General features: G+C 60.5%; 23 protein-coding genes and 1 pseudogene. 11 read left to right on the top strand and 13 right to left on the bottom strand.

All coding sequences use genetic code 11. The features are described from left to right. Positions 1-56: 56 nt before the first annotated feature. Positions 57-1,145 (bottom strand): transaldolase, encoded by a 1,089-nt coding sequence (tal, locus tag HMPREF2743_RS05660; protein WP_070528422.1) that lies wholly within the window; start codon positions 1,143-1,145, stop codon positions 57-59. A 44-nt stretch (positions 1,146-1,189) separates the two neighbouring features. Then, on the bottom strand, positions 1,190-3,265 hold the full coding sequence (gene tkt, locus HMPREF2743_RS05655) for a transketolase (protein WP_210383655.1): 2,076 nt from the start codon (positions 3,263-3,265) through the stop codon (positions 1,190-1,192). Positions 3,266-3,590: 325 nt separating this feature from the next. On the opposite strand from tkt, the gene HMPREF2743_RS05650 reads away from it, so the two are divergent. After that, positions 3,591-4,535: a heme o synthase gene (locus HMPREF2743_RS05650; RefSeq protein WP_070528416.1), complete on the top strand. Its 945-nt coding sequence runs from the start codon at positions 3,591-3,593 to the stop codon at positions 4,533-4,535. Between the two features lie 71 nt (positions 4,536-4,606). Here the strand turns inward: HMPREF2743_RS05650 and HMPREF2743_RS05645 are convergent, their stop codons facing one another. The 5 genes from HMPREF2743_RS05645 to mptB all read right to left on the bottom strand — a co-directional run bounded on the left by HMPREF2743_RS05645 (position 4,607) and on the right by mptB (position 10,307). Then, entirely contained in the window at positions 4,607-5,575 is a 969-nt protein-coding gene (locus HMPREF2743_RS05645; RefSeq protein WP_070528413.1) for a quinone oxidoreductase family protein, read from the bottom strand. A gap of 126 nt (positions 5,576-5,701) precedes the next feature. Then, positions 5,702-6,715: a COX15/CtaA family protein gene (locus HMPREF2743_RS05640; RefSeq protein WP_070818358.1), complete on the bottom strand. Its 1,014-nt coding sequence runs from the start codon at positions 6,713-6,715 to the stop codon at positions 5,702-5,704. 82 nt (positions 6,716-6,797) lie between these two features. After that, entirely contained in the window at positions 6,798-7,559 is a 762-nt protein-coding gene (locus tag HMPREF2743_RS05635) for an ABC transporter permease (protein ID WP_070528407.1), read from the bottom strand. Positions 7,560-7,619: 60 nt separating this feature from the next. Further along, positions 7,620-8,534: an ABC transporter ATP-binding protein gene (locus HMPREF2743_RS05630; RefSeq protein WP_070818357.1), complete on the bottom strand. Its 915-nt coding sequence runs from the start codon at positions 8,532-8,534 to the stop codon at positions 7,620-7,622. A gap of 6 nt (positions 8,535-8,540) precedes the next feature. After that, positions 8,541-10,307: a polyprenol phosphomannose-dependent alpha 1,6 mannosyltransferase MptB gene (gene mptB / locus HMPREF2743_RS05625; RefSeq protein ID WP_070744089.1), complete on the bottom strand. Its 1,767-nt coding sequence runs from the start codon at positions 10,305-10,307 to the stop codon at positions 8,541-8,543. Positions 10,308-10,445: 138 nt separating this feature from the next. Here mptB and HMPREF2743_RS05620 point away from each other — a divergent pair, with 138 nt between their 5' ends. The 9 genes from HMPREF2743_RS05620 to HMPREF2743_RS05580 all read left to right on the top strand — a co-directional run bounded on the left by HMPREF2743_RS05620 (position 10,446) and on the right by HMPREF2743_RS05580 (position 19,685). Then, a complete protein-coding gene (locus tag HMPREF2743_RS05620) occupies positions 10,446-11,156 on the top strand; it encodes a helix-turn-helix transcriptional regulator (protein WP_070528392.1) in 711 nt (236 codons plus the stop codon). 61 nt (positions 11,157-11,217) lie between these two features. Further along, a complete protein-coding gene (gene sufB / locus HMPREF2743_RS05615; RefSeq protein WP_141761398.1) occupies positions 11,218-12,624 on the top strand; it encodes a Fe-S cluster assembly protein SufB in 1,407 nt (468 codons plus the stop codon). Then, on the top strand, positions 12,625-13,815 hold the full coding sequence (gene sufD, locus HMPREF2743_RS05610; RefSeq protein ID WP_070818356.1) for a Fe-S cluster assembly protein SufD: 1,191 nt from the start codon (positions 12,625-12,627) through the stop codon (positions 13,813-13,815). A gap of 27 nt (positions 13,816-13,842) precedes the next feature. After that, entirely contained in the window at positions 13,843-14,601 is a 759-nt protein-coding gene (gene sufC / locus HMPREF2743_RS05605; protein WP_046649116.1) for a Fe-S cluster assembly ATPase SufC, read from the top strand. 79 nt (positions 14,602-14,680) lie between these two features. Then, positions 14,681-15,928: a cysteine desulfurase gene (locus HMPREF2743_RS05600; RefSeq protein WP_046649117.1), complete on the top strand. Its 1,248-nt coding sequence runs from the start codon at positions 14,681-14,683 to the stop codon at positions 15,926-15,928. Further along, entirely contained in the window at positions 15,925-16,374 is a 450-nt protein-coding gene (gene sufU / locus HMPREF2743_RS05595; protein WP_046649118.1) for a Fe-S cluster assembly sulfur transfer protein SufU, read from the top strand. The genes HMPREF2743_RS05600 and sufU overlap by 4 nt, the downstream gene beginning before the upstream one ends. Next, positions 16,375-16,803, top strand: a complete 429-nt coding sequence (locus tag HMPREF2743_RS05590; protein WP_010186729.1) for a metal-sulfur cluster assembly factor — start codon at positions 16,375-16,377, stop codon at positions 16,801-16,803. Positions 16,804-17,131: 328 nt separating this feature from the next. Next, positions 17,132-18,763 (top strand): ABC-F family ATP-binding cassette domain-containing protein, encoded by a 1,632-nt coding sequence (locus tag HMPREF2743_RS05585; protein ID WP_070818355.1) that lies wholly within the window; start codon positions 17,132-17,134, stop codon positions 18,761-18,763. 166 nt (positions 18,764-18,929) lie between these two features. Next, positions 18,930-19,685, top strand: coding sequence for a DUF2785 domain-containing protein (locus tag HMPREF2743_RS05580; RefSeq protein ID WP_070818354.1), 756 nt, complete (start codon positions 18,930-18,932; stop codon positions 19,683-19,685). On the opposite strand, the gene HMPREF2743_RS05575 is transcribed toward HMPREF2743_RS05580, so the two are convergent. From HMPREF2743_RS05575 to HMPREF2743_RS05560, 4 genes are all read right to left on the bottom strand, one after another. After that, entirely contained in the window at positions 19,664-20,248 is a 585-nt protein-coding gene (locus HMPREF2743_RS05575; RefSeq protein ID WP_010186710.1) for a hypothetical protein, read from the bottom strand. The two genes, HMPREF2743_RS05580 and HMPREF2743_RS05575, sit on opposite strands and share 22 nt — an antisense overlap. Beyond that, complete coding sequence (locus tag HMPREF2743_RS05570; protein ID WP_070818353.1) at positions 20,241-20,930, bottom strand: MerR family transcriptional regulator; 690 nt, start codon at positions 20,928-20,930, stop codon at positions 20,241-20,243. The genes HMPREF2743_RS05575 and HMPREF2743_RS05570 overlap by 8 nt, the downstream gene beginning before the upstream one ends. A 72-nt stretch (positions 20,931-21,002) precedes the next feature. After that, positions 21,003-22,367: a PFL family protein gene (locus tag HMPREF2743_RS05565; protein WP_070528352.1), complete on the bottom strand. Its 1,365-nt coding sequence runs from the start codon at positions 22,365-22,367 to the stop codon at positions 21,003-21,005. Positions 22,368-22,382: 15 nt separating this feature from the next. Continuing rightward, positions 22,383-22,652: an ACT domain-containing protein gene (locus tag HMPREF2743_RS05560; RefSeq protein WP_010186707.1), complete on the bottom strand. Its 270-nt coding sequence runs from the start codon at positions 22,650-22,652 to the stop codon at positions 22,383-22,385. A 79-nt stretch (positions 22,653-22,731) separates the two neighbouring features. On the opposite strand from HMPREF2743_RS05560, the gene HMPREF2743_RS05555 reads away from it, so the two are divergent. Continuing rightward, positions 22,732-23,421 (top strand): SDR family oxidoreductase, encoded by a 690-nt coding sequence (locus HMPREF2743_RS05555; protein WP_070818352.1) that lies wholly within the window; start codon positions 22,732-22,734, stop codon positions 23,419-23,421. On the opposite strand, the gene HMPREF2743_RS05550 is transcribed toward HMPREF2743_RS05555, so the two are convergent. Together HMPREF2743_RS05550 and HMPREF2743_RS05545 are read right to left on the bottom strand one after the other, a co-directional pair. Then, positions 23,418-24,164: a hypothetical protein gene (locus HMPREF2743_RS05550; protein WP_070818351.1), complete on the bottom strand. Its 747-nt coding sequence runs from the start codon at positions 24,162-24,164 to the stop codon at positions 23,418-23,420. The two genes, HMPREF2743_RS05555 and HMPREF2743_RS05550, sit on opposite strands and share 4 nt — an antisense overlap. Before the next feature lie 51 nt (positions 24,165-24,215). Continuing rightward, positions 24,216-24,587 (bottom strand): annotated as a pseudogene (locus HMPREF2743_RS05545) (hypothetical protein); the annotation flags it as partial.

Raw genomic sequence — 24,587 nt, 5'->3', positions numbered from 1 at the left:
TGCGTGGCCATAGACGGTGCGAGAGTCGCTAACGAGCAATCACTGTTCGCGGTTGTCTAGGCAAGGCGATCCGTTATAGAAGCGAGCAGAGCTTCCCATGCATCGACGAACTTGTCGACGCCCTCCTTCTCCAGCACTGCGAAGACATCGGCGAAGTCAATGCCAACTGCCTCCAGTTGTGACCACACCTGCTCTGCCTGCTCAGAAGAGCCACTGAGAGTATCGCCGTGCAGGTTTCCCTGCTCGAGGACGGCATCGATGGTCTTCTCTGGCATCGTGTTAACGGTATCCGGTCCGGCTAGCTCGGAAACATAGAGCGTGGCGGGGTAGTCGGGGTTCTTAACGCCCGTCGACGCCCACAGGGGGCGTTGCGGGTTCGCGCCAGATGGGAGGTCTTCGCCGCCCTCCTTGAACTCTTTGCGGTACAGGGCGTAGGCGCGCTGAGCGTTGGCCACGCCAGCCTTTCCACGCAAGGCAAGAGCCACGTCTGAGCCGTTCAGTTCTAGGCGCTTGTCTACTTCGGTATCCAAACGGGAGACGAAGAAGGATGCTACGGAGTGAATCGTGGAGACATCCTTGCCCGCCGCAGCGGCGCGCTTAATTCCCTCCTTATAAGCCGCAATGACCTGGGCATAGCGCTCGACGGAGAAGATGAGGGTGGCATTGACGGAGATGCCCTCGGCGAGGGCGTCGGAGATGGCGGGAAGGGAGCCATCGGTAGCTGGGATCTTGATCATGAGGTTGGGGCGCTCAACCTTGGCCCATAGCTCACGTGCCTGCTCCAAGGTAGCTTCCGCATCGGCGGAGATGCGGGGATCTACCTCGATGGAGACGCGGCCATCGCGGCCGCCCGACTTCTCGTAGATCTCGGTAAAGACGTCGCACGCGTTGCGGACATCGTCGATAGCCAGTGAATACACTGCTTCGTCCGCGGTAGCGGACTTTTCCTTCAGCACTGCGATATCGGAATCATAAGAGGTTCCGGAGGACATTGCGGCAGCAAAGATCGCGGGGTTCGTGGTGACACCCACGATGGACTTAGTGTCCAAGAGCTCACGGAGGTTGCCGGACTCCAGGCGCTCGCGGGAAAGATCATCGAGCCAAGTTGACGTCCCGAGGCGAGCCAGATCATCAATATGCGTCATGGTGTGGTGTAGGTCCTTTCGTGAGGGGAACTCGGAACGGGAGACTAATCTGCCTGCGCAGCGCTTAGTGCTTCGCGCGCGGCATCAGCAACGGCCTCGGCGGTGAAACCGAACTTCTCAAAGAGCTCTGCGGCAGGTGCGGAGGCACCGAAGTGCTCCAGAGACACGGTGCGGCCGAAGGAACCGGTGTACTTGTGCCACGGCATGGAGATACCGGCCTCGACGGAGACGCGAGCGCGGACCGAGGAGGGAAGGACGGAGTCGCGGTAGGAAGCATCCTGCTCATCGAACCACTCCAGGCACGGTGCGGAAACGACCCGGGTAGCAGTGCCTTCAGCCTCGAGCTGCTTGGCGGCTTCTACCGCGAGCTGCACCTCGGAGCCGGTGGCAAGAAGGATGACATCTGGGGTTTCCTTCGATGCCTCAACAAGGATGTAGGCGCCGCGGCGTACGCCTTCGGCCGCCTTTTCCTTGGTGCCCTCAAGCACTGGAAGGTTCTGGCGGGACAGCGCTAGTCCCTTCGGAGCGGCCTTGTACTCGAGTGCCGCCGCCCACGCCTGGGCCGTCTCGTTAGCATCGGCTGGGCGGATGACGGAGAGATTGGGGATGGCGCGCAGGGCAGCGAGCGTCTCTACCGGCTGGTGGGTGGGGCCGTCCTCGCCCAAGCCAATGGAATCGTGGGTCCACACGTAGTAGGTATCGGTAGACATGAGCGCACCGAGGCGCACGGCGGGGTACTGGTACTCAGAGAAAATAAGGAAGGTACCGCCGTAGACGCGGGTATTGCCGTGCAGCGCGATGCCGTTCATGATGGCGGACATAGCGTGCTCACGAATACCGAAGTGCAGGTTACGGCCATAAGGCGTGGCGGTCCAGGCATCCGTGGTGATGGATTCGGGGCCGAAGGACTCCGCGCCCTTGATCACCGTGTTATTGGAGCCTGCCAGGTCGGCGGAACCGCCCCACATCTCCGGCAGGGAGGCGGCAAGTGCTTGAATGGCGGCTTCAGAAGCCTTTCGCGTAGCCAGAGACTCGCCCGCTTCCCAGGTGGGAAGCTCGGCGGCGAAGTCAGCAGGAAGCTCGCGGGCCTGGAGGCGATCGAAGAGCTTCTTCTCCTCCGGGTTGGCCGCGGCCCACGCGTCGAACTTCTCCTGCCATTCAGCATGCTTCTGCGCCCCGCGGTCAGTCAGCTCGCGGGTATGAGCGAGGACTTCCTCGTCGATGTGGAAGGACTGCGCAGGATCGAAGCCGAGGACCTCCTTGGTAGCAGCCACCTCGTCTTCACCGAGGGCGGCGCCGTGGACGCCACCGGTGTTCATTTTGTTCGGTGCCGGGTAACCGATCACCGTCTTCACGCGGATGAAGGAGGGACGGGAGGTTTCGGCGCGGGCAGCAGCAGCGGCCGCTTCGATGGCTTCTACGTCCTCACCGGACTCAACGGTTTGGACGTGCCAGCCATAAGCCTCATAGCGCTTGGCGACGTCCTCGTTGAAGGCAATGTTGGTGTCATCCTCGATAGAGATGCGGTTGTCATCCCAGAAGACGATGAGGTTGCCCAGCTTCTGAGTGCCTGCCAGGGAGGAGGCCTCAGCAGTCACGCCCTCCTGCAGGTCACCATCAGAGGCGATGACATAGACGTAATGATCGAAGGGAGATTCTCCAGCTGGGGCGGAAGCGTCGAACAATCCACGCTCCTTGCGCGCGGCCATGGCCATACCAACAGCGGAAGCCAGGCCCTGGCCCAGCGGGCCGGTGGTGATTTCTACGCCGTCGGTGTGGTGAACCTCCGGGTGGCCGGGAGTCTTAGAACCCCACGTGCGCAAAGACTTGAGATCCTCCATCTCGAGGCCGAAGCCGCCGAGGAAGAGCTGGATGTACTGCGTCAGAGAAGAGTGCCCGACGGAGAGGACAAAGCGGTCGCGCCCCGCCCAGTGAACATCTGCTGGGTCGTGGTTGAGCACGCGCTGGTAGAGCGTGTAGGCCAGAGGCGCCAAGGACATGGCGGTACCGGGGTGGCCGGAGCCGCAGTTCTGAACGGCGTCGGCAGCGAGCACGCGGACGGTATCCACGGCGCGGGTGTCGAGGTCACTCCAGTCCGAAGGATAACGGCGCTGGACCATAGCCTGCAGTTCCGGGGACAACTTTTCGTGCGACACGGCGAAAACCTCACTTCGCTTCTCGAAACAGATATACCGTTAATCAGTGTAAAGGTTTTTCGATCTTCGGCGGGGGATTATATAAACCAGGTTTCGGGCGGTAGTCTGGCATGGTTGACGCCGTTGCTCCCCGCTATCGGCTCTGGCTGGCGAGTGATTCGAAAAGAAAACCTCGACCGTGCCACACGCCTCTCGGGATGACTCGGGAACTTTTTAGCGCGAGCAGACGACCACTACTTCAGACCCATAAGCAATACACCCACGTGCCGGATATACGGAGGACTATTCCTTGGAGACCATCAAGGCCTATTTTGCGCTAACGAAACCGAGGATCATTGAGCTCCTCCTCGTGGCAGCAATCCCGGCTATGCTCCAGGCCCAGCGTGGATTCGAGGCAGTGTCCTCAAACTTCTGGCTCATCGTATCCACCATCTTCGGCGGATGGATGGGTGCCGCTGCGGCCCACACGTTCAACAACGTCGTGGATTATGAGATTGACCAGAAGATGCAGCGCACTCGTGCTCGGCCGCTGGTGCGCAAGACTATTTCGCGCCGGAATGCCGCCATTTTCGCTTGGGTCATGCTCGCACTATCCGTCTTTTGGCTGGGCGTGCTGGCGCATTCCTGGCTGGCGGCGTTCTTCGTGCTGTTGACCAACTTCTTTTATGTCATCGTCTACACGAAGTTCCTCAAGATGCGAAACTCCCAGAACATTGTCTGGGGCGGCCTAGCAGGCTGTATGCCCGCCATGGTGGGCTGGGCAGTTATCCGGGATAACGCGCCGGCAGGGGAGCCTGACCGCTGGTGGCAGGCCGTAGTGTTGTTCCTCATTATCTTCTTCTGGACCCCGCCTCATACGTGGGCGCTGGCGATGAAGTACAAGGAGGACTACCGCAAGGCCGGGGTGCCGATGTTGCCCGTCGTTGCCGGAGAAGTGGAAGTAACCCGGCAGATTGTGTGGTACACGGTCGGAACGGTTATTGTGACCTTCCTTATTATCCCGGCGGCCTCCTGGATCTACTTGGTGGCCGCGGTGGCCTCTGGTGCGGTCTTCCTCTGGATGGCAATCCGCCTCCACCAAGGGGTGAAGAAGGGCGCAAAGGTTAAACCCATGCGCCTCTTCATCTACTCCAATAACTATCTCTCAGTCCTCTTCATTGGACTGTCTATCGACGCTGTCGTGGGCTGGGAACCTATCGGGCGCATGCTGGGCTGGTCAGCCGCCCTCTTCTAACGAGGCGGCCTGCCAACCGGTACAGAAAACCCCCAACTATTTCTACCTAGCCCAGGGAGCTACTCCCTGGGCTAATCTTCTCTTACGCGTAGGACGATAGAGCCGGTGGTCTTGCGCTCTTGAAGGTCGCGGTGGGCTTGTGCGGCTTCGGCGAGGGGATACTCCGCGGAGACGCGGAAGTCGAGGTCGCCATCGATGACCGCCTGCACCACTGCCTGGGCGCGCATCTGGAACTCGCCTTCCTGGGAGGTCCAAGCGCCGAGTGAGGGGCGGGTGAGGAAGATGGAACCGTGCTTATTAAGCAGCTGCGGGTCCATCGGCGGGACGGGGCCCGACGCGGCGCCGAAAAGCGCGACCGTGCCGCGAGGGCGCACAACTTCTAGAGACTCATTGAAGGTGGCTTTGCCGACGCCGTCGTAAACCACGTCGACGCCGCGCCCGCCATTGTGTCGGCGCACCTGCTCGGCCAGGCCGCTGCTGTAGCGGAAGACGCAGTCTGCGCCCGCACCATAGGCCAACTCTTCCTTCTCATCCGTGGAGACCAGGGAATAGACGGTGGCGCCCAGGGACTTGGCCATCTGGGTGAGGATTAAGCCCACGCCGCCCGCACCGGCGGTAATGAGGCAGGATGCTCCTTCCCCTAGCTGGTAGACGCCGTGGGTGAGGTAGTGCGCCGTCATGCCCTGGAGGAGCATCGAACCGGCAACGGCAGAGGGAATTTCGTCGGGGACGGCCACCACGCGGTCGCGCGGCACACAGACCTGCTCGGCGTAGGAACCGAAGGCGTGATCCCAGGCCACCATCGTGCCCGGGGCAATCTCGCCCTGGGGGTCGTGCACCACGCGTCCGGTTCCTTCAAGGCCGATGATGAAGGGCACGGAGGCGTTGTAGATGCCTTCGCGGTAGTAGGTGTCGATGTAGTTGACACCGGCCACGGAGACGTCGACAAGCAGCTGCTCTTTCGTCGGCGTGGGGGAATCTACCTCGGCGTAGGTGAGGACCTCGGGTCCTCCGGTCGTGGTCACCTGAATAGCATGCATGGTGTCTAGGCTAAACGAAGCCGAGTCCTCCTCGCAGCAAAAAGCGCCGCCATCCTCACTTCCTGGTGAGAACGGCGGCGCTAGGAGTACCTGTTCTAGTGGCTTTGCTGGCTCCGGTGACTCTGCTTAGCCTTTGGCGGCGGGGACGGTCTCGTCACCGCGCTGGGCAGTGTTGGCAGTAGAGCCATCCTCGTTCTCGACGCGGCGCAAGCCATGCGCCCACAGCAGGGCGGTGAAGGCCGTGACCACTGAGGACATGCCTACGTGGAAAGGAACGGTCCAGCGCGGGATGTGGAGATAGAACTGGGTGACACCGATAGCCCATTGGATGACGATGCAGGCAATGAGCACCCAGCCGGCCTTCTTCGCCACCTTGGGAGCGCCGGTGCGGTGCAGGAGGAAGACCACGATGAGTGTCAGCGCTAAGTAGACGTACATGCAGACCGCGTGAATGATGGCCATGCCATAGGTGTCCACGCCGAGGCGGCCCTCCATGCCCACACCGGCATCACCGGAGTGGGTACCCGAGCCTGTCACAAAGGTGCCGGTTAGCAGAACGATGGACAGGGCTACAGTGGCCACCACCGCGAGGGTGCGCACTGCGGCGGGGAAGAGGCGAGTGGGAGTGCCGTCATCGGGCTCGTTAATGCGGGAGAAAAGCATGGCCGCGATCCATACCAGGACCATTGACGGAAGGAAGTGTATTGCCACACTCCACCAAGAAAGCTTCAGCACGACCGAGAGAGCGCCGATGAGTGCCTGCACGAAAACACCTGCGAGCCCTGCCCAGGCATAGACCTTGAGCTCCTTGCGGCGCTGCGCCTTGTGAACGACCACGATGCTGGCGATGGCCGCGGCTGCCACAACGAAGGTCAGCAGGCGGTTGCCGAACTCAATGGCCTGGTGGAGCATCGGGGCCGCGCCCTGGATGGGAACCAAGGAGCCAGGGTGGCAGTTAGGCCAGGTGACGCAACCAAGGCCGGAGCCGGTTACGCGCACGATGGAACCCGACACTGTAATGCCACCCTGGCAGACCAGGAGGATGAGCGCGACGATGCGCTGCGTCTTCACCGAGGGACCGGTGGACGGCGCAGCGGGCGCGGTGGAACGTTGAGGAGAGGAAATATTGGCGGTACTCACGGCTATTCAGCCTACCGCCCGGCCCCATCCGGGAACCAATATCGACGGGTGGGTCACACCATGCAAGGGAGAAGAATCACTTTTAGCCTTCGAAGCGGAACCAACGCACCGCAGCAAACGACGCCACCGCTGCCCACCCCACGAGGACAAGGAGCTCAATGCCCGGGAAGGAACCGTTGAGGGCGGTATCGAGACCAGCAGCCATGGCCACCGTGGGCACGAGGCTGAGTACCCCGTTATCGCCGAGGCCCTGGGAAAACATTGCCCATCCGACGGCACCGAGGAGGAGAAACCAAATTAGGTTGGCTACCGCCAGTACCACTTCAGAGCTGAAGGTTCCGCCCAGCAGCAGGCCTAAAGCTGTAAACGTGGCAACGCCTAACGCCAAGGTGAGCACGCCGATGGCAGCGCCCCCAACAGAAATTCGAAGGCCGAGAATAGCTGCGACGGTTCCGAGCACGAGGAGCTGCAGAACCACCATGGAGAGCACACCGAGAATCTTTCCCACCACGATGGCCCAGGCAGGAACGCCCGAAGCGCCGGTGCGTTTCAGAGCACCGTAGCGCCGATCGAAAGCCAGAGAAATAGCCTGGCCGGTAAAACCAGACGAGGTAGCGGCCACAGCGAGCACCATGGGGAAAACCTCATCCACACCATGCCCGGTAGTATCCTTCAGCTTCGCAGCACCGATCAGAATAGCGAGCGGAATAATGATGCTCAGCAACTGTTGCTCGCCGTGCCGCAGCATCAGCTTGGATTCGATAGCCCCTTGGGCACGCGCCATGGCCGCCACGCCGACGCGCTGCGGGTGCGGGCTAAAAGTGCCGGGTGCGAAGGTGCTCATGGAGCGTCTCCTTGATCAAAGAACGTGATGAAAGAATCGTGGTGGAAAGCAGCAGCGCTTCTAACTGCGCATCTCGCGGCCGGTGAGGTCCAAGAAGACTTCTTCGAGGTTGCGGTGCGACGTATGCAGGTTGCGGAGGACAACGTTTTGCGCGGCCAAACCCGTGGCGAGATCAGCGATAACGGCTGGACTGACCGTAGAGGTGAGCCGGTAGTGCAAGGGTCGAATGGCCTCGGCGGAGATCCCTTCCTCGCGCAAGGCCTCCAGGTCCACCGGGGTTGCGGTGTCAAAGTTCAGCTGCGGGATGTCGGTTGTCTCCGTTAGTGAAGCTGCGGTGCCGCTGGCGACGAGCCGACCGTGATCGATGATGACGACATGGTCGCTGAGCGCTTCCGCCTCGTCCATGAGATGAGTAGTCAAGATGACGGTGACGCCGTCGGCCCGCAAAGAGCGAATAAGGTCCCAGACGGCAAGACGCGATTGGGCATCCATGCCTGCGGTGGGCTCATCGAGGAAGACCAATTCGGGGCGCCCAATGATGGCCAGGGCGAGAGAGAGACGTTGTTGTTGCCCACCGGACAAACGTCGGTAGCTATTCTTTGCCACTCCGCGCAGCCCGAGGGTATCCAGAAGCCACTCCGGGTCCAAAGGATTTTCGTTATAGGAGGCGCTGAGTTCGAGCATCTCCTTGACCTTGATGCCGGAGTAGGAGCCCCCGCCCTGGAGCATGATGCCGATGCGGGAGCGCACTGCATCAGGGTTGCGTGCGGGGTCAAGGCCTAAGACTTCAATGTGGCCGGAAGTGGGCTTTTTGAAGCCTTCACACATCTCGATGGTGGTTGTCTTTCCTGCACCGTTAGGCCCCAGCAAACACAGGATCTCGCCATAATTGGCGCGGAAACTCAGCCCGTTAACTGCGTTGACGTCGCCATAGGTCTTAATGACGTTATCTAATACAAGAGCTGATGTAGTCACGGAGCCTTAGTCTAGGACACGGACGCCTGAGCGGCGCAATGCAACCCACCCCACAGCGGCGAGCGCGAGGAACGTCACCAAGGCAGCAAGGTAGATGACGAATACCGTCCCGGGAGGAAGCCCGAGCCCGCGGGGCAGGACGATAAAGCTCATCAACCCGGAATAGATCATGACGGCCATGCGGAAGAAGCGGCGGTTAGCCCACGCGGCGAGCGGCAGTACAGCCCACAGGATGTACCAGGGTTGGACAACGGGGAAAAACACCACGAGCACAAAGGTGGATACTCCCAGACCACCCACTGGATGGATTGCGCCGCGGTAGGTGGCAAACAGCATGCGGATCATGAAACCCCCGGCGATAATGACGCCCACGGTACGTGTGACGCTGAGGATGGCCTCGGTGTGATCACCCAAACCCAGCAGCATCCCCAGGGAGCCGGCGCCGACACCCACGGAGGTAGTCGCGGACAGCCAAGAACGGATCGTTGCTGCGCCGCCCTGACCAAAAATCCAGCCTATGTCGATCCCCGTGATGACAGTGACAGCGGCGATGGACGCTGCGAGCACCAGCAATTGGGTCACGCCAGCGCCAAGCACCGCCCGCACTGGTGGGATGCCGTGCTTGTCGACGCGACTCCGCGCCGCCGCCATGCCAACAAAGCCTAGGCCAATGAAGCCGGTCACCTTGACCATGCCCGCGCAGGAAATAAGGACACCCGAGGCCAGAAACAAAGCCCATACGCGCCAGCAGGCGGAGTGCTCATCATTAACCGCTCGCAGGCCCAGCTCTACGCCGACGAGAGCCAACCCCAGCATGAAGGATTCATTGTGGATTCCGCCGACGAGGTGGAGGATGGTCAAGGGGTTAAGGATGCCCAGCCACAGCGCCGCTTCGGGGGATACGCGGCAGCGGGTAGCAAGCCGTGCAATGGCCCAGCCGGCAGCGATGATGCCGAAAAGAGAAAACACGCGGTGCAGCACCACACCCCAGATGATGGAATCGTTAGTCAGCCAGCTTACGACAGCTGCCAAGCCTAAGGCCACAGGGCCATAGGGCGAAGGGGAGTTTGCCCAAATGAAGGGGACGGACCGGGCAAGGTCATTATCCGCGCCCAAAAGTTGCACGGGGCCCGCGGAATAGGGATCGAGCCCTTGAAGCACGATGGAGCCGTTGGCGAGATAAGAGTAGATGTCTTGGGTAAACAGCGGCGCGGTGACGAGCAAGGGGAGAACCCACCCCAACCACGTTCGCCACATCTGACTTTGGGTGACTACTCGCGGGGAGTGGCTAAACCGCGGATCTTCGCTAGGTGTCGAGCCTGTACTTGCGCTTGCCGAGTTCTTACGCAGGCGCAGCGGCGCCCCCACCAACGGGGCCATGCATACCCAGGCCGTCACCATGAATCCGACACCAATAAAGACAAGGGCGGATGCTGATTGCAGCATGCGCGTCATGAGCGAGCCAAAAGGCAATGACTCATAAGGATTCCCCACGACGGGCAGGGCACCGGCACCCAGGCCGCCGAGTGCAATTAATAACGCTCCAATGGTTCCGAGCCATCTCAGGCTAAAAAGTGTGCGCAGTTGGGCAATGGTGCGGCGGTGAACGTCGCCAAGCGCTGCGTGGTCCGCGCCTTCGGTGGAGTCGGGAAAATCCTGGTGGAGGAGCGCGGAGCGGGATCCCGGTACTCCCATGCGGGGGAGTTCATCGCGCACGCCCCAGATGACTCGGTGCAATCGCCCCGATTGGGTGTAGCCGCGCTCGATATTCATGCCTGTTTACCTTAGTCGCTCGTTGGTGAGAAGCGACTAGGTGTCCGCGACACGAATGAAAGAGTGGAAATCGGGAATGAATTAAGGAACACTAGTGTTGTCTAAAGGGAGAATGTTTCATTCAAGGAGGTGTACACCGTGACGAAGGAGTTGCCAAGGGAAACTCGCTCTACAGAGGGCGATACCCGCAGACACGTCATGCTGTTGCTTCTCAAGGATGGCCCGGTAACGGCGTCGTATTTGGGTGAACGTCTCGGTCTCTCTGCAGCCGGCATTCGTCGGCACTTAGACATTCTGGTGGAGGAAGGACTCACCGAGGTGGTGCACCGCCGCCCGTCAGCCCGTCCTGGGCAGACGGCAGGCCGTGGTCGCCCCGCCAAGCATTTCCGCCTCACCGATCAGGGCCGCGCTCAATTCGGGCACGCCTATGATCAATTGGCGGCGGAAGCGCTCACTGCTTTGCGCGAAGCGGGTGGTCCGGAGGCGGTTCGCCACTTCGCTAAGGCCCGCTTCGAGCGTCTCGTGGAAGACGTGACACCTTTGGTAGAGGATGAAGAGTCTGTCCCAGAGGTAGCACGCCGCTTGGCTGAAGTGCTTGATGCACATGGCTATGCGGCCACGGTGACGTCGGTGGGCAACGGAGTACAGATTTGCCAGCACCATTGCCCGGTCGCCCACGTGGCCGCCGAGCACCCGGAGTTGTGTGAAGCTGAACAGGAAGTTTTCTCCGCATTATTAGGCAAACATGTGCAGCCCTTGGCCTCCATCGCGGATGGCCATGGAATCTGCACCACGAATATCCCCTTAACTCCCGTTCCACTATCTTCGGCGGAACGGGAGGAGAACTGATCGAACTAGAAAGGAGCGGGCTTTGACACAGGCACAACCAGCACCCGGGCTTGAGACCAAGATGAGCGATGACGAGATCATCTCCTCCATCGGTGGCTATGAGTACGGCTGGCGTGATTCCGACGAAGCCGGCCAGGCAGCACACCGCGGTTTGAGCGAGGATGTCGTCCGCGATATCTCGAAGAAGAAGAACGAGCCGGAATGGATGCTCGAGTCCCGCCTCAAGGCGCTGCGTGTATTCAACAAGAAGCCGGTTCCGACGTGGGGCCCGGATCTCTCCGGAATCGATTTCGACAATATTAAGTACTTTGTCCGCTCCACCGAGAAGCAGGCCCAGACCTGGGACGACCTGCCGGACGACATTAAAGAGACCTACGACAAGCTGGGTATTCCGGACGCCGAAAAGAAGCGTCTTGTCTCTGGCGTTGCCGCGCAGTATGAGTCCGAGGTGGTTTACCACAAGATCCGTGAGGACCTCGAGGCTCAGGGCGTTATCTTCGTTGATACCGACACCGCCGTGCGCGAATACCCGGAGATCCTTCAGGAGTACTTCGGCACTGTTATTCCGGCCGGTGACAACAAGTTCTCCGCGCTGAATAACGCGTGCTGGTCCGGCGGTTCCTTCGTGTACGTCCCGAAGGGCGTCCACGTAGATATTCCGCTGCAGGCCTACTTCCGTATTAACACCGAAAACATGGGCCAGTTCGAGCGCACCCTCATCATCGTGGAGGAGGGCGCCTACGTTCACTACATCGAGGGCTGCACCGCGCCGATCTACAACTCGGATTCGCTGCACACCGGTGTTATTGAGATCATCGTGAAGAAGGGTGGCCGCTGCCGCTACACCACCATTCAAAACTGGTCCACCAACGTCTACAACCTGGTGACCCAGCGCGCCAAGGTCGAAGAGGGCGGCACCATGGAATGGGTCGATGGCAACATCGGCTCCAAGGTGACCATGAAGTACCCGTCCTGCTGGTTGACCGGCGAGCACGCCAAGGGCGAGGTTCTCTCCCTGGCTTTCGCGGCGGACAACCAGGTACAGGACACTGGTTCCAAGATGGTCCACATGGCACCGAACACCTCCTCCAACATCGTCTCCAAGTCCGTGGCCCGCAACGGCGGCCGCGCGGCTTACCGTGGTTTGGTGCAGGTTAACGCCAACGCTGCCAACTCCACAGCCAACGTCGAGTGTGACGCCCTCCTGGTGGATAACAACTCGCGTTCGGATACCTACCCGTACAACGACATCCGCAATGATCACGTCACCTTGGGCCACGAGGCAACGGTCTCCCAGGTCTCTGAGGAGCAGCTGTTCTACCTCATGTCGCGAGGCATCGCTGAGGAAGAGGCCATGGCGATGATTGTGCGCGGCTTCGTCGAGCCGATTGCTAAGGAGCTCCCCATGGAATATGCGCTGGAGCTGAACCGTCTTATCGAGCTGCAGATGGAAGGATCGGTGGGCTAAGTGGTAGCTTCCAACGAATTTAATCCTGCTGACGTCACCAAGGGTGACCAGTTCACCTCATTCAATGTGGAGGATTTCCCGGTTCCGCACGGCCGCGACGAAGTCTGGCGCTTCATCGCGCTGCGCAACCTGCGTGGTCTGCACAACGGCGAGTTCGCACCGGCTACGGCGCAGAAGATCGACGTCGTGGCGCCGGAAGGCGTGACCTCCGAAACCGTTGCGCCTGACGACGATCGCCTAGGCACCGCTGGCGCTCCTGCCGACCGTGTTGCTGCACAGGCGTGGTCCTCGATGCCGGAGGCACAGGTCGTCAGCGTTGACGCCGATGCACGACTGGATAAGCCGGTGGAGATCACCATCACCGGCGCTGGTGAGGGCGTGACCTCCTTTGGTGCGACCTCCATCCACGTGGGCAATCACGCGGAGGTCACCATCGTTCTTAAGTACGTCGGTTCCGGTACCCACGCAGACAACGTGGAGTTCGTGCTGGGCGACGGCTCCCAGGTCACCGTCGTCGTCGACGCCGACTGGGAAGACGATGCAGTGCACCTGTCCCATCAGATTGCGAAGGTGGGCCGCGACGCCGTACTGCGCCACAACACCGCCATCTTTGGCGGCGAGATTGTGCGCCTTGTTCCGCGCGTAGTTTTCGATGGCCCCGGTGGCGATGCCGAGCTGCTCGGCGTCTACTTTGCTGATGCCGGCCAGTACTTCGAGAACCGCCTGCTGGTGGACCACGACGTGCCGAACTGCCGCTCTCGCGTCTTCTACAAGGGCGCTCTGCAGGGTGCTACTGCTGCGCAGAAGGCCGAGGCCGGCTCCGCCTCCCGCACCCCGGAGGCCCGCACCTGCTGGGTCGGTGACGTGCTCATCCGCAAGAATGCGAACAACACGGACACCTATGAGACGAACAACAACTTGATCCTCACCGAGGGTGCGCGCGCTGACGCCATCCCGAACCTGGAGATCCAGACCGGTGAGATCGTCGGTGCTGGCCACGCCGCAACGGTGGGCCGCTTCGATGACCTTGAGCTGTTCTACCTCATGTCCCGCGGTATTCCTGCCGCCGAGGCACGCCGCCTCATCATCCGCGGCTTCTTCTCCGAAGTCATCTCCCGCATCCCGGTCGAGTCCCTGCGCGAGGATCTGGAATCCCGCGTCGTCGACGAGCTCGCCAAGATCAACGCTTAAAACTTCCCGAAAGCAGGTACCAACTCAATGTCTACTCTGGAAATCAAGAATCTCCACGCGCAGGTGCTCCCACACGAGGAGGACGGTGAGCCCACGCCGATCCTCAAGGGTGTCAACCTCACCATCAATTCCGGTGAGACCCACGCCGTCATGGGCCCCAACGGCTCCGGCAAGTCCACCCTGTCCTACGTTATCGCCGGTCACCCCAAGTATGAGGTGACCGAGGGCGAGGTGCTTCTCGACGGCGAGAACATCCTCGAGATGGAAGTCGACGAGCGCGCCCGCGCTGGTCTTTTCCTGGCCATGCAGTACCCGACTGAGGTGCCGGGCGTGAAGATGTCGCAGTTCATGCGCTCCGCCGTGACCGCTATCCGTGGCGAGGCTCCGAAGCTACGCGAGTGGAACAAGGAGCTCACCGAGGCCCGCGAGAAGCTGGCCATCGATAAGTCCTTTGCACACCGCTCCGTGAACGAGGGCTTCTCCGGTGGTGAGAAGAAGCGCCACGAGGTCATGCAGCTCGACATCCTCAAACCGAAGTTCGCCGTCATGGACGAGACCGACTCCGGCCTGGACGTCGACGCCCTGCGCGTCGTCTCCGATGGCATCAACAGCTATCAGGAGGAGACCAACGGCGGCATCCTCCTCATCACGCACTACAAGCGCATCCTCAACTACGTTGTCCCGGACTTCGTTCACGTCTTCGCCGACGGACAGATCATCAAGACCGGCGGCGCCGAGCTGGCTGACCAGCTTGAGGCAGACGGCTACGAGCAGTTCCTCAAGTAGGCTGTACCGCCGACCCCGGTAACACCACGACAGACCACACCACGACACGCTAGAGAAAAAGAACCGAGCACAAGGACCTATGCCTGAACTAGACGTTAATGCGATTCGGGAACAATTCCCTATCCTCTCGCGCACGGTGCGCGACGGTAAACCTTTGGTGTACCTGGATTCGGGAGCGACCTCGCAACGTCCCCTGCCGGTATGGAAGGCCGAGGAGGAGTTCGTGCTCGGCACCAACGCTCCGGTGCACCGCGGTTCCTACCAGCTGGCGGAGGAGGCCGATGACGCGTACGAGTCCGCTCGCCAGGCCATCGCCGCCTTCGTTGGTGCCGACCGCGATGAGATTGCCTTCACCAAGAACGCCACTGAAGCGCTCAATGAGGTTGCCTACGTGCTCAGTGATGAGCGCGCCGGCGAGCTTTATGTCGGTGAGGGCGATACCGTCGTGGTCACCGAACTGGAGCACCACGCGAACTTGGTGCCGTGGCAAGAGCTGTGCCAGCGCACCGGCGCGACGCTGAAGTGGTACTCCATGACCGAGGACGGCCGCATTGATCTCGATTCGCTTGAGCTCGATGACTCCGTGAAGGTCGTGGCTTTTACCCACCAGTCCAACGTGACCGGGGCCGTGGCTCCCGTCGCAGAGTTGGTACGTCGTGCCCGTGCCGTAGGTGCCATGGTGGTTCTCGACGCCTGCCAGTCGGTGCCGCACATGCCGGTGGATTTCCACGAACTTGATGTGGATTTTGCCGCGTTCTCTGGGCACAAGATGTGCGGGCCGACCGGCGTGGGCGTGCTCTACGGTAAGCAAGAGCTGCTGGCGCAGCTGCCGCCTTTCCTCACCGGCGGTTCCATGATCGAAGTAGTCAAGATGGAAGGCTCGACGTTTGCCGCGCCACCCACCCGCTTCGAGGCCGGAACCCAAATGACCAGCCAGGTTGTGGGCCTTGGTGCAGCAGTGAAGTTCTTGAGCGAGGTGGGCATGGAGGCCATCCACGCCCACGAGCAGAAACTCACTGCACTGGCCTTGCAGAAGCTTGCCGAGATCCCCGGCGTGCGTATCATCGGGCCTGAAAACACCGAGGATCGCGGAGGAGCGGTCTCCTTCATCGTGGATGGGATCCATCCGCATGACCTAGGCCAGGTTCTTGACTCTCATGGCGTATCCATCCGCACCGGCCACCACTGTGCGTGGCCGCTGCACCGCGCGTGCCAGGCTAATTCGACCGCACGCGCTAGCTTTTACCTGTACAACACTGAGGACGAGGTCGACGCCCTCATAGAGGCGGTGCGGGCTGCCCGCACCTTCTTTGGAGTGAGCGAATGAACCTAGATTCCATGTACCAGGACGTCATCCTGGACCACTACAAGAACCCGAAATTCTCTGGCCTGCGCGAAGGCCAGGCAGAAGTTCACCACGTCAACCCTTCCTGCGGTGATGAACTCACCCTCCGCGTGAAGCTTTCCCCCGACGGCACAACCGTCGAGGACGTGTCCTACGACGCCGAGGGATGCTCCATTTCGCAGGCCTCGACCTCTGTTATGGCGGAGGAAATCGTCGGCATCCCCCTCGAGGAGGCAAACGCCAAGCTGGCCGAATTCGAGAGGATGGTGACCTCCCGCGGCGAAGTGGAAGGTGACGACGAGATCATCGGGGACGGCATCGCCTTCGCCGGCGTAGCCAAGTTCCCCGCCCGTGTTAAGTGCGCTCTCCTCGGGTGGAAGGCTTTCCAAGCCGCCACCGTGGAAGCGTTGAACGAATTGGAGAAGTAGATGGCTGATAACACTGAAACCACCGGTGGCAGCACCGATCCTTACCAGGACCAGAATGCCTCCTTCGATGGCGCTGCTGTCAAGCCTGAACAGACCGAAGAGCAGATTGCGAAGACCTTCGATATCACCGAGTACCTTCGTGATGTCATCGACCCAGAGCTTGGAATCAACATCGTTGATCTGGGCTTGGTCTATGACGTCTGGCTCGACGATATTGACGGCAAGAACACCTGCGTCATTAACATGACGCTGACCTCCCCGGCCTGTCCTCTCACCGATGTCATCGGCGAACAGATCGAGGATGTCATCGTAGGCAACAAGCTCGCCGAGGCAGTCCAGCTCAACTGGGTCTGGATGCCGCCGTGGGGCCCGAACATGATTACCGAAGAGGGCCGCGAGATGCTCCAGGCCCTCGGCTTCGCGGTCTAGGTTCCGCGAATCGCCTTAGTTAATATCACCGCCGGTTCGAGAGTGCGCATTGTTCTTGTGTCCACACGAACCGGCGGTGTTCTGCGTATATGTGAGCATCCCTCGCCACTGTCAACGCGGTCTCCTCAACCAAAAGCAAAGCCCCAGACCTCGATCCCGAAAGACGCAGGTGGGCGTCGCCAAGCACTGGCTCACTCAGTAGAGGCGAACAGGAGGTTGCGGGATCGAGGTCTGGGGATCTATTCGTCAGTGGTGGTTCGCAAGCGATGCTGTGCCTGGGCGTTGTGCGGTTCGGGATTAACTACCCTGGTTGCTAGACTGTTTCGACGTGATTGTGACCAATGATTTCGAGGTGCGCGTGGGCGCACGCACGCTTCTCGACGCCCCCGGCCAGCACCTTCGCGTGCAGCCGGGGGATCGCATCGGCCTGGTCGGGCGCAACGGCGCGGGCAAGACGACCACCATGCGCATCCTGGCGGGGGAGACCGAGCCCTATGGCGGCTCGGTGACGCGCTCAGGTCCCATTGGTTACCTGCCGCAGGATTCCCGAGAAGGCAATATTGAGCAGACTGCGCGTGAGCGCGTGCTCTCTGCGCGCGGTTTGGATGAGATCAAGCGCCGCATGGCCAAGCAACAAGAGCTGATGGAAACCGCCACGGACGATAAATTCCGCGACAGGGCCATTCGTAAGTTCTCCCGCCTGGAGGAGGAGTACCACACCTTAGGTGGCTATGAGGCGGACTCCGAATGCGCGCAGATCTGCGACAACTTGGGCCTGCCGCAGCGTGTGCTCGACCAGCAGCTCAAGACGCTGTCCGGCGGTCAGCGCCGCCGCGTGGAGCTGGCGCAGATTCTTTTTGCAGCTTCGGCTGGCTCCGGCAAGTCCCAGACCACGCTGCTTCTCGACGAGCCCACCAACCACCTCGACGCGGACTCGATTACCTGGCTGCGCGGCTTCCTGTCCAAGCACGAGGGTGGCCTCGTGATGATTTCGCACGACGTCGATCTGCTGGAGGCCGTGTGCAACAAGGTTTGGTTCCTCGATGCCGTTCGCGCCGAAGCAGACGTCTACAACATGGGCTTTAAGAAGTACCTTGATGCCCGCGCCACCGATGAAGCTCGTCGCCGGCGAGAGCGCGCCAACGCGGAGAAGAAAGCCGCAGCCCTGCACAAGCAAGCCGCCAAGTTGGGAGCGAAGGCCACGAAGGCCGCCGCTGCCAAGCAGATGTTGCATCGTGCTGAGCGCATGATGAACGAGCTTGATGACGTTCGCGTGGCCGATAAGGTCGCCAACATCAAGTTCCCCGAACCTGCTCCCTGCGGCAAGACTCCGATGAACGCCAAGGGCCTGACCAAGATGTATGGCTCGCTGGAGGTTTTCGCTGGCGTCGATTTGGCCATCGACAAGGGGTCCCGCGTGGTCGTGCTGGGCTACAACGGTGCTGGCAAGACGACCCTGCTCAAGCTGCTGGCGGGCGTGGAACGCACCGACGGCGAAGGCGGAATCGTTTCCGGACATGGACTGCGCATCGGATACTTTGCCCAGGAACACGACAACATCGACCCAGACAAAACCGTGTGGGAAAACACCATCGAGGCCTGCCCGGATGCCGGCCAGCAGGACTTGCGTGGACTGCTGGGCGCCTTCATGTTCTCCGGAGACAAGTTGGAGCAACCCGCCGGCACGCTCTCCGGCGGTGAGAAAACCCGACTGTCCCTGGCAACGCTGGTGTCCTCGCGCGCCAACGTGCTGCTTCTCGACGAGCCCACGAACAACCTCGACCCACAGTCCCGCGAGCAGGTGCTCGATGCCCTAGGTACCTACACCGGTGCCGTGGTCTTGGTTACCCACGACCCGGGTGCGGTCAAGGCTCTCAACCCAGAGCGCGTCATCATCATGCCCGACGGCGATGAGGACTTGTGGAACGACGAGTACATGGAAATCGTGGAGCTAGCCTAGAGCCTACTTCTCAGATATAGCTCTATCCTGGCTCTACTTCCTGCGCTAGACTCGGGCTCACAACCACACACCGCTCAAGACTCTTCTCTTGGGTTCTTCCGCTTCCCACGCACAGGGTCTAGAAGTGGTAAAACCCCATCGTGCCGCCGCTGGAGAGGAAGAGACCATGAGCACCGCCGCGACCCTAGATTCCGTCATCGAACCATTGCTCACCGGACTAGTGAGCAAGCGCCCCGAAGTACGCGTGGACTGGGCCTATACCGAATTGAAAGAGGGCATTGAGTCAGGCCAGTGGGACAGCCACCTCGGCCAGATTCGGGAGCGCCTCACCGGTTACCTGCGTACAGACAAAGTGTGGACCAAGGCCTTGTCCGCCCAGCTGCTCAACGTGCTCGCGGAGGCGGGCCACTTTCACTACGAGGACTACCTCACCTTCCGCGCGTGGTATGTCACAGAGGAGGACACCCGCGGCATTGTCAAAGACATCGGTCCTATCATGGCCGTTGGATATGGCGCCGACTACGTAGAAACCTGCGTCCGCAAGGGACTGATTCCGCCCGTCGAAGCGGCAGCAATCATCTCGTGTCGCCTTCGCGCCCCCGGAGGAGTGTGGCATGACGATGAGGGGGTGCGCTTAGCGCGCGCCGCCTGCACCACGATTGCCAAGAGCACCTCCCCCCATATTCTGGAAATCTGGATCGAGCGGCTGAGCGATACCGTCCTCGCCGAAGGCGTACGCAACGGCAACCGAGCAGTGGTGGAAAACTTCACCCACTTCCTCAAGACCACGGGAAACTTGATCCGCAGCGAACCTGAGAAGTGGGGAATTGATGACGAACGTGCGCAGCTGATCTTGCCGTTGATCGCCGAGCTCGAGGAGCAACTACGCAACGCCAGCGATTACCGGGAAGTAGTGCCATAGAAGCGCACCTTCGTTACCTCCGTCGGGAGAGCGCGCTGCCACGGGTATCGGTCTGGCGATGCCTGGACCGGTTCGCTGAGGAGCAGGAGAGTATCGGTTCCAGCTGGGCCACCGACCGTGAGTTCACCTTCTCTTATCACAATCGCCGATTCGAAGGTACGGTCCGCGCGCTTGCTGCGAACAAGAGCCATCGGTACCTCAACGAAAACAGTGTTTCCGCGCCGCAAAACCGTGAGTTCGTTGGTCACATAGCTAGGTCGAATGCGTTCGGCAGCAATTAAGCCCCACACAAAGACTACGGCCCAGAGCGACAGTAGCAACGCTGCAATCCGCAGAACGCCCGCGGGCAGAAGAAGGTGCACAACGACCATTTCAACCACCAAAACCGCAGTGATGAATCCGAGCATCTGTAGCCTGCCCGGAGGGTGGGGAAGTGCCACCGCACCCGTGGGGATCAACGTCTGGCCCCGCATCCAACGCCACAGGTCCTGGTAAAGTCCCACTTCATACTTGGCAAGGCGAAACCCAGGATGTTTCTCCACAAATCGCCAGACGTTAGCCACGTAAGCCTCCCACCAATGCCTCGAGTGCTACACTTTGCGCACCTTTTGTCGGAGTGTCAGCCACGGTCAGCGGAACATTGCCAGGCCGGAGCGTTGGGTAGATTCCTCGCATCAAGCCCCGTGGAAGTATGGACTGCAGGTTGTCGACAATGCGCGAAACCCCACGATCTTGCGGAGACCGAGAGCCAAGCTCTCGCCACAAGCTTTCACCTTCACGGAGAGCTGCAAGGCAATCGTCGTCGGCGAGGTTCTGTCGAAGCTGCTCCCAGGTGGCTGGTGTAGCGACTCCGCTAAGTGCCATGAGATCCCAGGAATCTAGTTCGAGTTGAAGCATTGCCGGATCCTCGATGACCTGGCTGAGGGAGTCCCGGATATCCTCTGGAGTCCCTTTGGGGGCTCGAGAAAGGGCGCGCAAGCGTTCTCGCTGCTGCTGCAGCCGAGCAATTCGCTCATCCAGCATGCTAAACGAGCGCTCGAGCGCATCGGGAGATGTGACATCAGCGATCGGGACGCCGGCGTCGATAAGTGCTCGCGCGCGCAGCACCGACGCCAAATCAGAGACAGAATAGTCGCGATAGTTTCCGCTGGTGCGTGCGGGTTCAGGAACCGCGCCTGTCTCGTGCAAATGGCGCACGGAACGCACTGAGCAACCAGCGACCGCGGCGACGTCCGATATCTTCATAGGACAAAGCTAAACCCTCACATAGTGTGAGGGTCAAGTGCTTGGTGAAAACTAATCCGAGTTGATGGGGCCTTAGTTTCGGAAACCGTGCACCGGTGCGGGGATGAAGCCACCGCGGTTGATGAAGGTGGAGTTGCCCACTTGGTTAACCGGGATGACCGGAGCGTAGCCCAGAAGGCCGCCGAAGTTGACCTCGTCGCCAGCCTTGGTGCCTGGGGCAGGAATGACGCGCACGGCGGTCGTCTTATGGTTCATCACGCCAATGGCGGCTTCGTCCGCAATCATGCCGGCGATGGTCTCGGCAGAGGTATCGCCCGGGATGGCGATCATGTCCAAGCCCACCGAGCAAATTGAGGTCATGGCCTCCAGCTTGTCGATGGAGATGACACCAGAGCGCACCGCGTCGATCATGCCCTTGTCCTCCGATACCGGGATGAAGGAACCAGAAAGACCGCCCACGCGGGAGCAGGCCATCATGCCGCCCTTCTTCACGGCGTCGTTAAGCAGGGCAAGCGCCGCCGTTGTGCCGTGGGTGCCCACCTGGTCGAGGCCCATGTGCTCCAGGATGTGCGCGACGGAGTCACCCAGTTCCGCGGTGGGAGCGAGGGAGAGGTCAATGATGCCGAAGGGCACACCGAGGCGCTCGGAGGCCATTTCACCCACGAGCTGACCAGCACGTGTGACCTTGAAGGCTGCCTTCTTGACTTCTTCGGCGACCTCATTGAGGGTGGCGCCCTCCAGGGATCCGAGCGCGCGATCGACCACGCCGGGTCCGGACACGCCCACAGATACGACGCAGTCCGGTTCTTCAATGCCGTGGAAGGCGCCGGCCATGAAGGGGTTATCGCCCACGGAGTTGGAGAAGATCACGAGCTTGGCGCAGCCGATAGCGCTGCGATCCTTGGTGAGCTCGGCAGCTTCCTTGATGATGCGTCCCATCTGCGCTGCGGCGTTCATGTTGATGCCGGCGCGCGAGGATGCGATATTCACCGAGGAACACACCAGGTTGGTCTCAGCCAGCGCTTCCGGGATGGAACGGATAAGCGCCTTTTCGGCGGTCGTTGCGCCCTTTTCGACGAGCGCGGAGTAGCCACCGACGAAGTCAACACCGGTCGCTGCGGCAGCGCGATCCAGCGCGCGGGCAACGTCCACGGGGTTTCCCTCGACTCCGGCCACGATGAGCGCGATGGGGGTGACAGAGATGCGCTTGTTGACGATCGGAATACCGAGCTCGGCCTCGATTCCCTCGCATACCTCAACCAGGTGTGCGGCGCGGGATGTCACGAGGTCGTACACGGCCTCGGCGGTGGCTTCCATGGTGGGGCGTGTGCAGCCGAGCAGCGAAATGCCCATGGTGACGGTGCGGATGTCGAGACGGTACTTCTCAATCATCTCGATGGTGTCGAGAATGCTGGCGGTATTGAAGCGGTTAAGCATGACTGGTTATCGTCCCTAAATCTCGTTCATTGCGGTGAACAGTGCTTCCGACTGCACGCGAATGGATTGCTTGATGGACTCACCGACGGTGTTCATCCGCTCCTGGAGCTGCTGGATGCTGACCTCGTTCTCATCGAATTCGACGCGCAGGATCATGGTGAAGTACTCAGACATGAGCGTCTGAGATACATCAACGATATTGACGTTAAGTTCTGCGAGGGCGGTGGATACGGCGGAGATAATTCCGGTGTTATCAACACCGGTAACAGTCATGATGGCGATCATGACTAGATTGTAGCCTGTACGTTTTTCCAGCTGCTCTGGGGTCCTGCAGAGAGATCGGATAGCGCGTACGGTGGCGCACATGACTGATACGACAACAACTGCGCGCAAGAAGGTTCTGTACATCGGCGGCCATGGCAAGGTTGGGCTTTTGGCGGCGCCTAAGCTTGCCGACGCCAACCTCACCGTCCATTCCCTCATCCGCAACCCGGACCAGGTCTCTGATATTGAGGCCCTCGGTGCCACCGCAGTGGTGCGCGATCTCACCGAGCTTTCTGTGGAAGACTGGGCAGAGCTTTTGGCTGACTATGACGTCGTCGTGTGGGGCGCCGGAAACGGTGGCCGTGCTGGCGCGGAGGTGACCTGGGCGGTCGACCGTGATGCGGCGCTGGCATCGATTGCGGGTCTAGAAAAGCTTGCTGCCGAGGGTAAGAACACTCCGGCCTACATCATGATTTCCTACATGGGTGCCACGGAGAACACGACCAATCCTGCGGATGAGAAGTGGTACGCCTACGTGGAGTCCAAAAAGACAGTGGACAACAAGCTCAATTCCACGGACCTTGACTACCTTATCCTTGGCCCGGCCGCCCTGACGGAGGAGCCTTCGCGCGGCATCACCGTACTAGATAAGGACGCAGAGCGCACCGGTAAACTGACTACCTCCCGGGAGCTTGTCGCTGAGGTGGTCACCGAGGTCGCTGGCCGCGAAAGCTTCCCAGACTCGCCGCTGGAGTTTATCGATGGTGAAGGCAGCGTGAAGGATATCTAAAATCGAGCGGATGCCGCCGCATCAAGCGCGGCGATGACTTGCTCTCTGCTCAATTGGTGGTGGAGGCTCGTATAACGAAGTGGCTTTGTGGACAGGTGGGCCGCGATATACCACCCTGTGGGGTGCTTGAACGTCGCTTGGCTTTGGAACCGTACCACGGCTACTCCCTGCTGCCGGAAGGAGCGGGGAGAAGTGTGGGACTCAAACTCATCGCTGATGATTTCTTGAGCTGTGCCGTCTGGAAGGAAAATGCGTACCTTCGCCTTGTAGTAGTACTCGGTGGGATCCGCGTGCGGCACGTGTCGACCTGTTTGCCAGATCTCGCTGAGCAACGCGGGATAATACTCGATCCATCCATTTTCCGACGCCGTCCGTAGGCGGCGAGCACCCCACGTAGAACTCCGAATTGCTCGAATGTTCCGACCGGCCGCCACGACGAGGACAAGGACGAATACTGCAACGGCCAATCCCTGCCATCCGGAACTAATAGACATATCTTCGCCGATAATGGCTGATAGTGCGATAGCAAGGCCCACCACCGCCGTGATGAGATTGATCCGTAGACTTCGCCATTCAGGTGCGGCCCCGCCGGGGAGTGGCCCAGCCGCTGCGATCGCGCGAGCGATGCTAGATGTGCTTGCTCTCAAGTTCGGGGCGGACACAGAACGACGAGTGCGGGGAATGAGCCTCTCGGAGTAGTGATTTTCCGGGAAGTCGAATGGAGCTAAAGCGTGGTCAGACATGCTTATCAGTTTCTACTAGGGCGGGCATTCTAGGCAGGGAGGTCCTGATCACTAGCCTCTTACCCAGTTCCGCTCTGCAAAAGACAGCGCTGCTTCAATGTTCTTTTGGCGCAGACCATTGTGCAGTTCTGGCTGCGGGTTGGCTGCATCTGCCCGGTACCCCACCACGCCCCATCCGTTGTTGTGGTTGAAATCGGCGGTCGCAACACGTGGCCCGTCGGCGAGCAGCCGGCCACGCAGCTTCAGCCAGTTCGGGTTTGCAGCAATGAATTCTTCGGTCATGCTTTTCGTCAAAGAACCGTCCGGCTGCAAGATCAGTATCGGGGCGGTGTAGTAATAGTCGGTGGTGTCGTTGTAGTCGACGTGGCGCCTGTAGATCAGCTCACCGATCAGGGACCTGACCCCCGGAAAGTAGACACGTCG

It is taken from the genome of Corynebacterium sp. HMSC036D02 (assembly GCF_001836165.1).
Taxonomy (GTDB): Bacteria; Actinomycetota; Actinomycetes; order Mycobacteriales; family Mycobacteriaceae; genus Corynebacterium.
The sequence above is the reverse complement of the archived record's forward strand: the minus strand, read 5'-3'. Positions and strand labels throughout refer to the sequence as shown.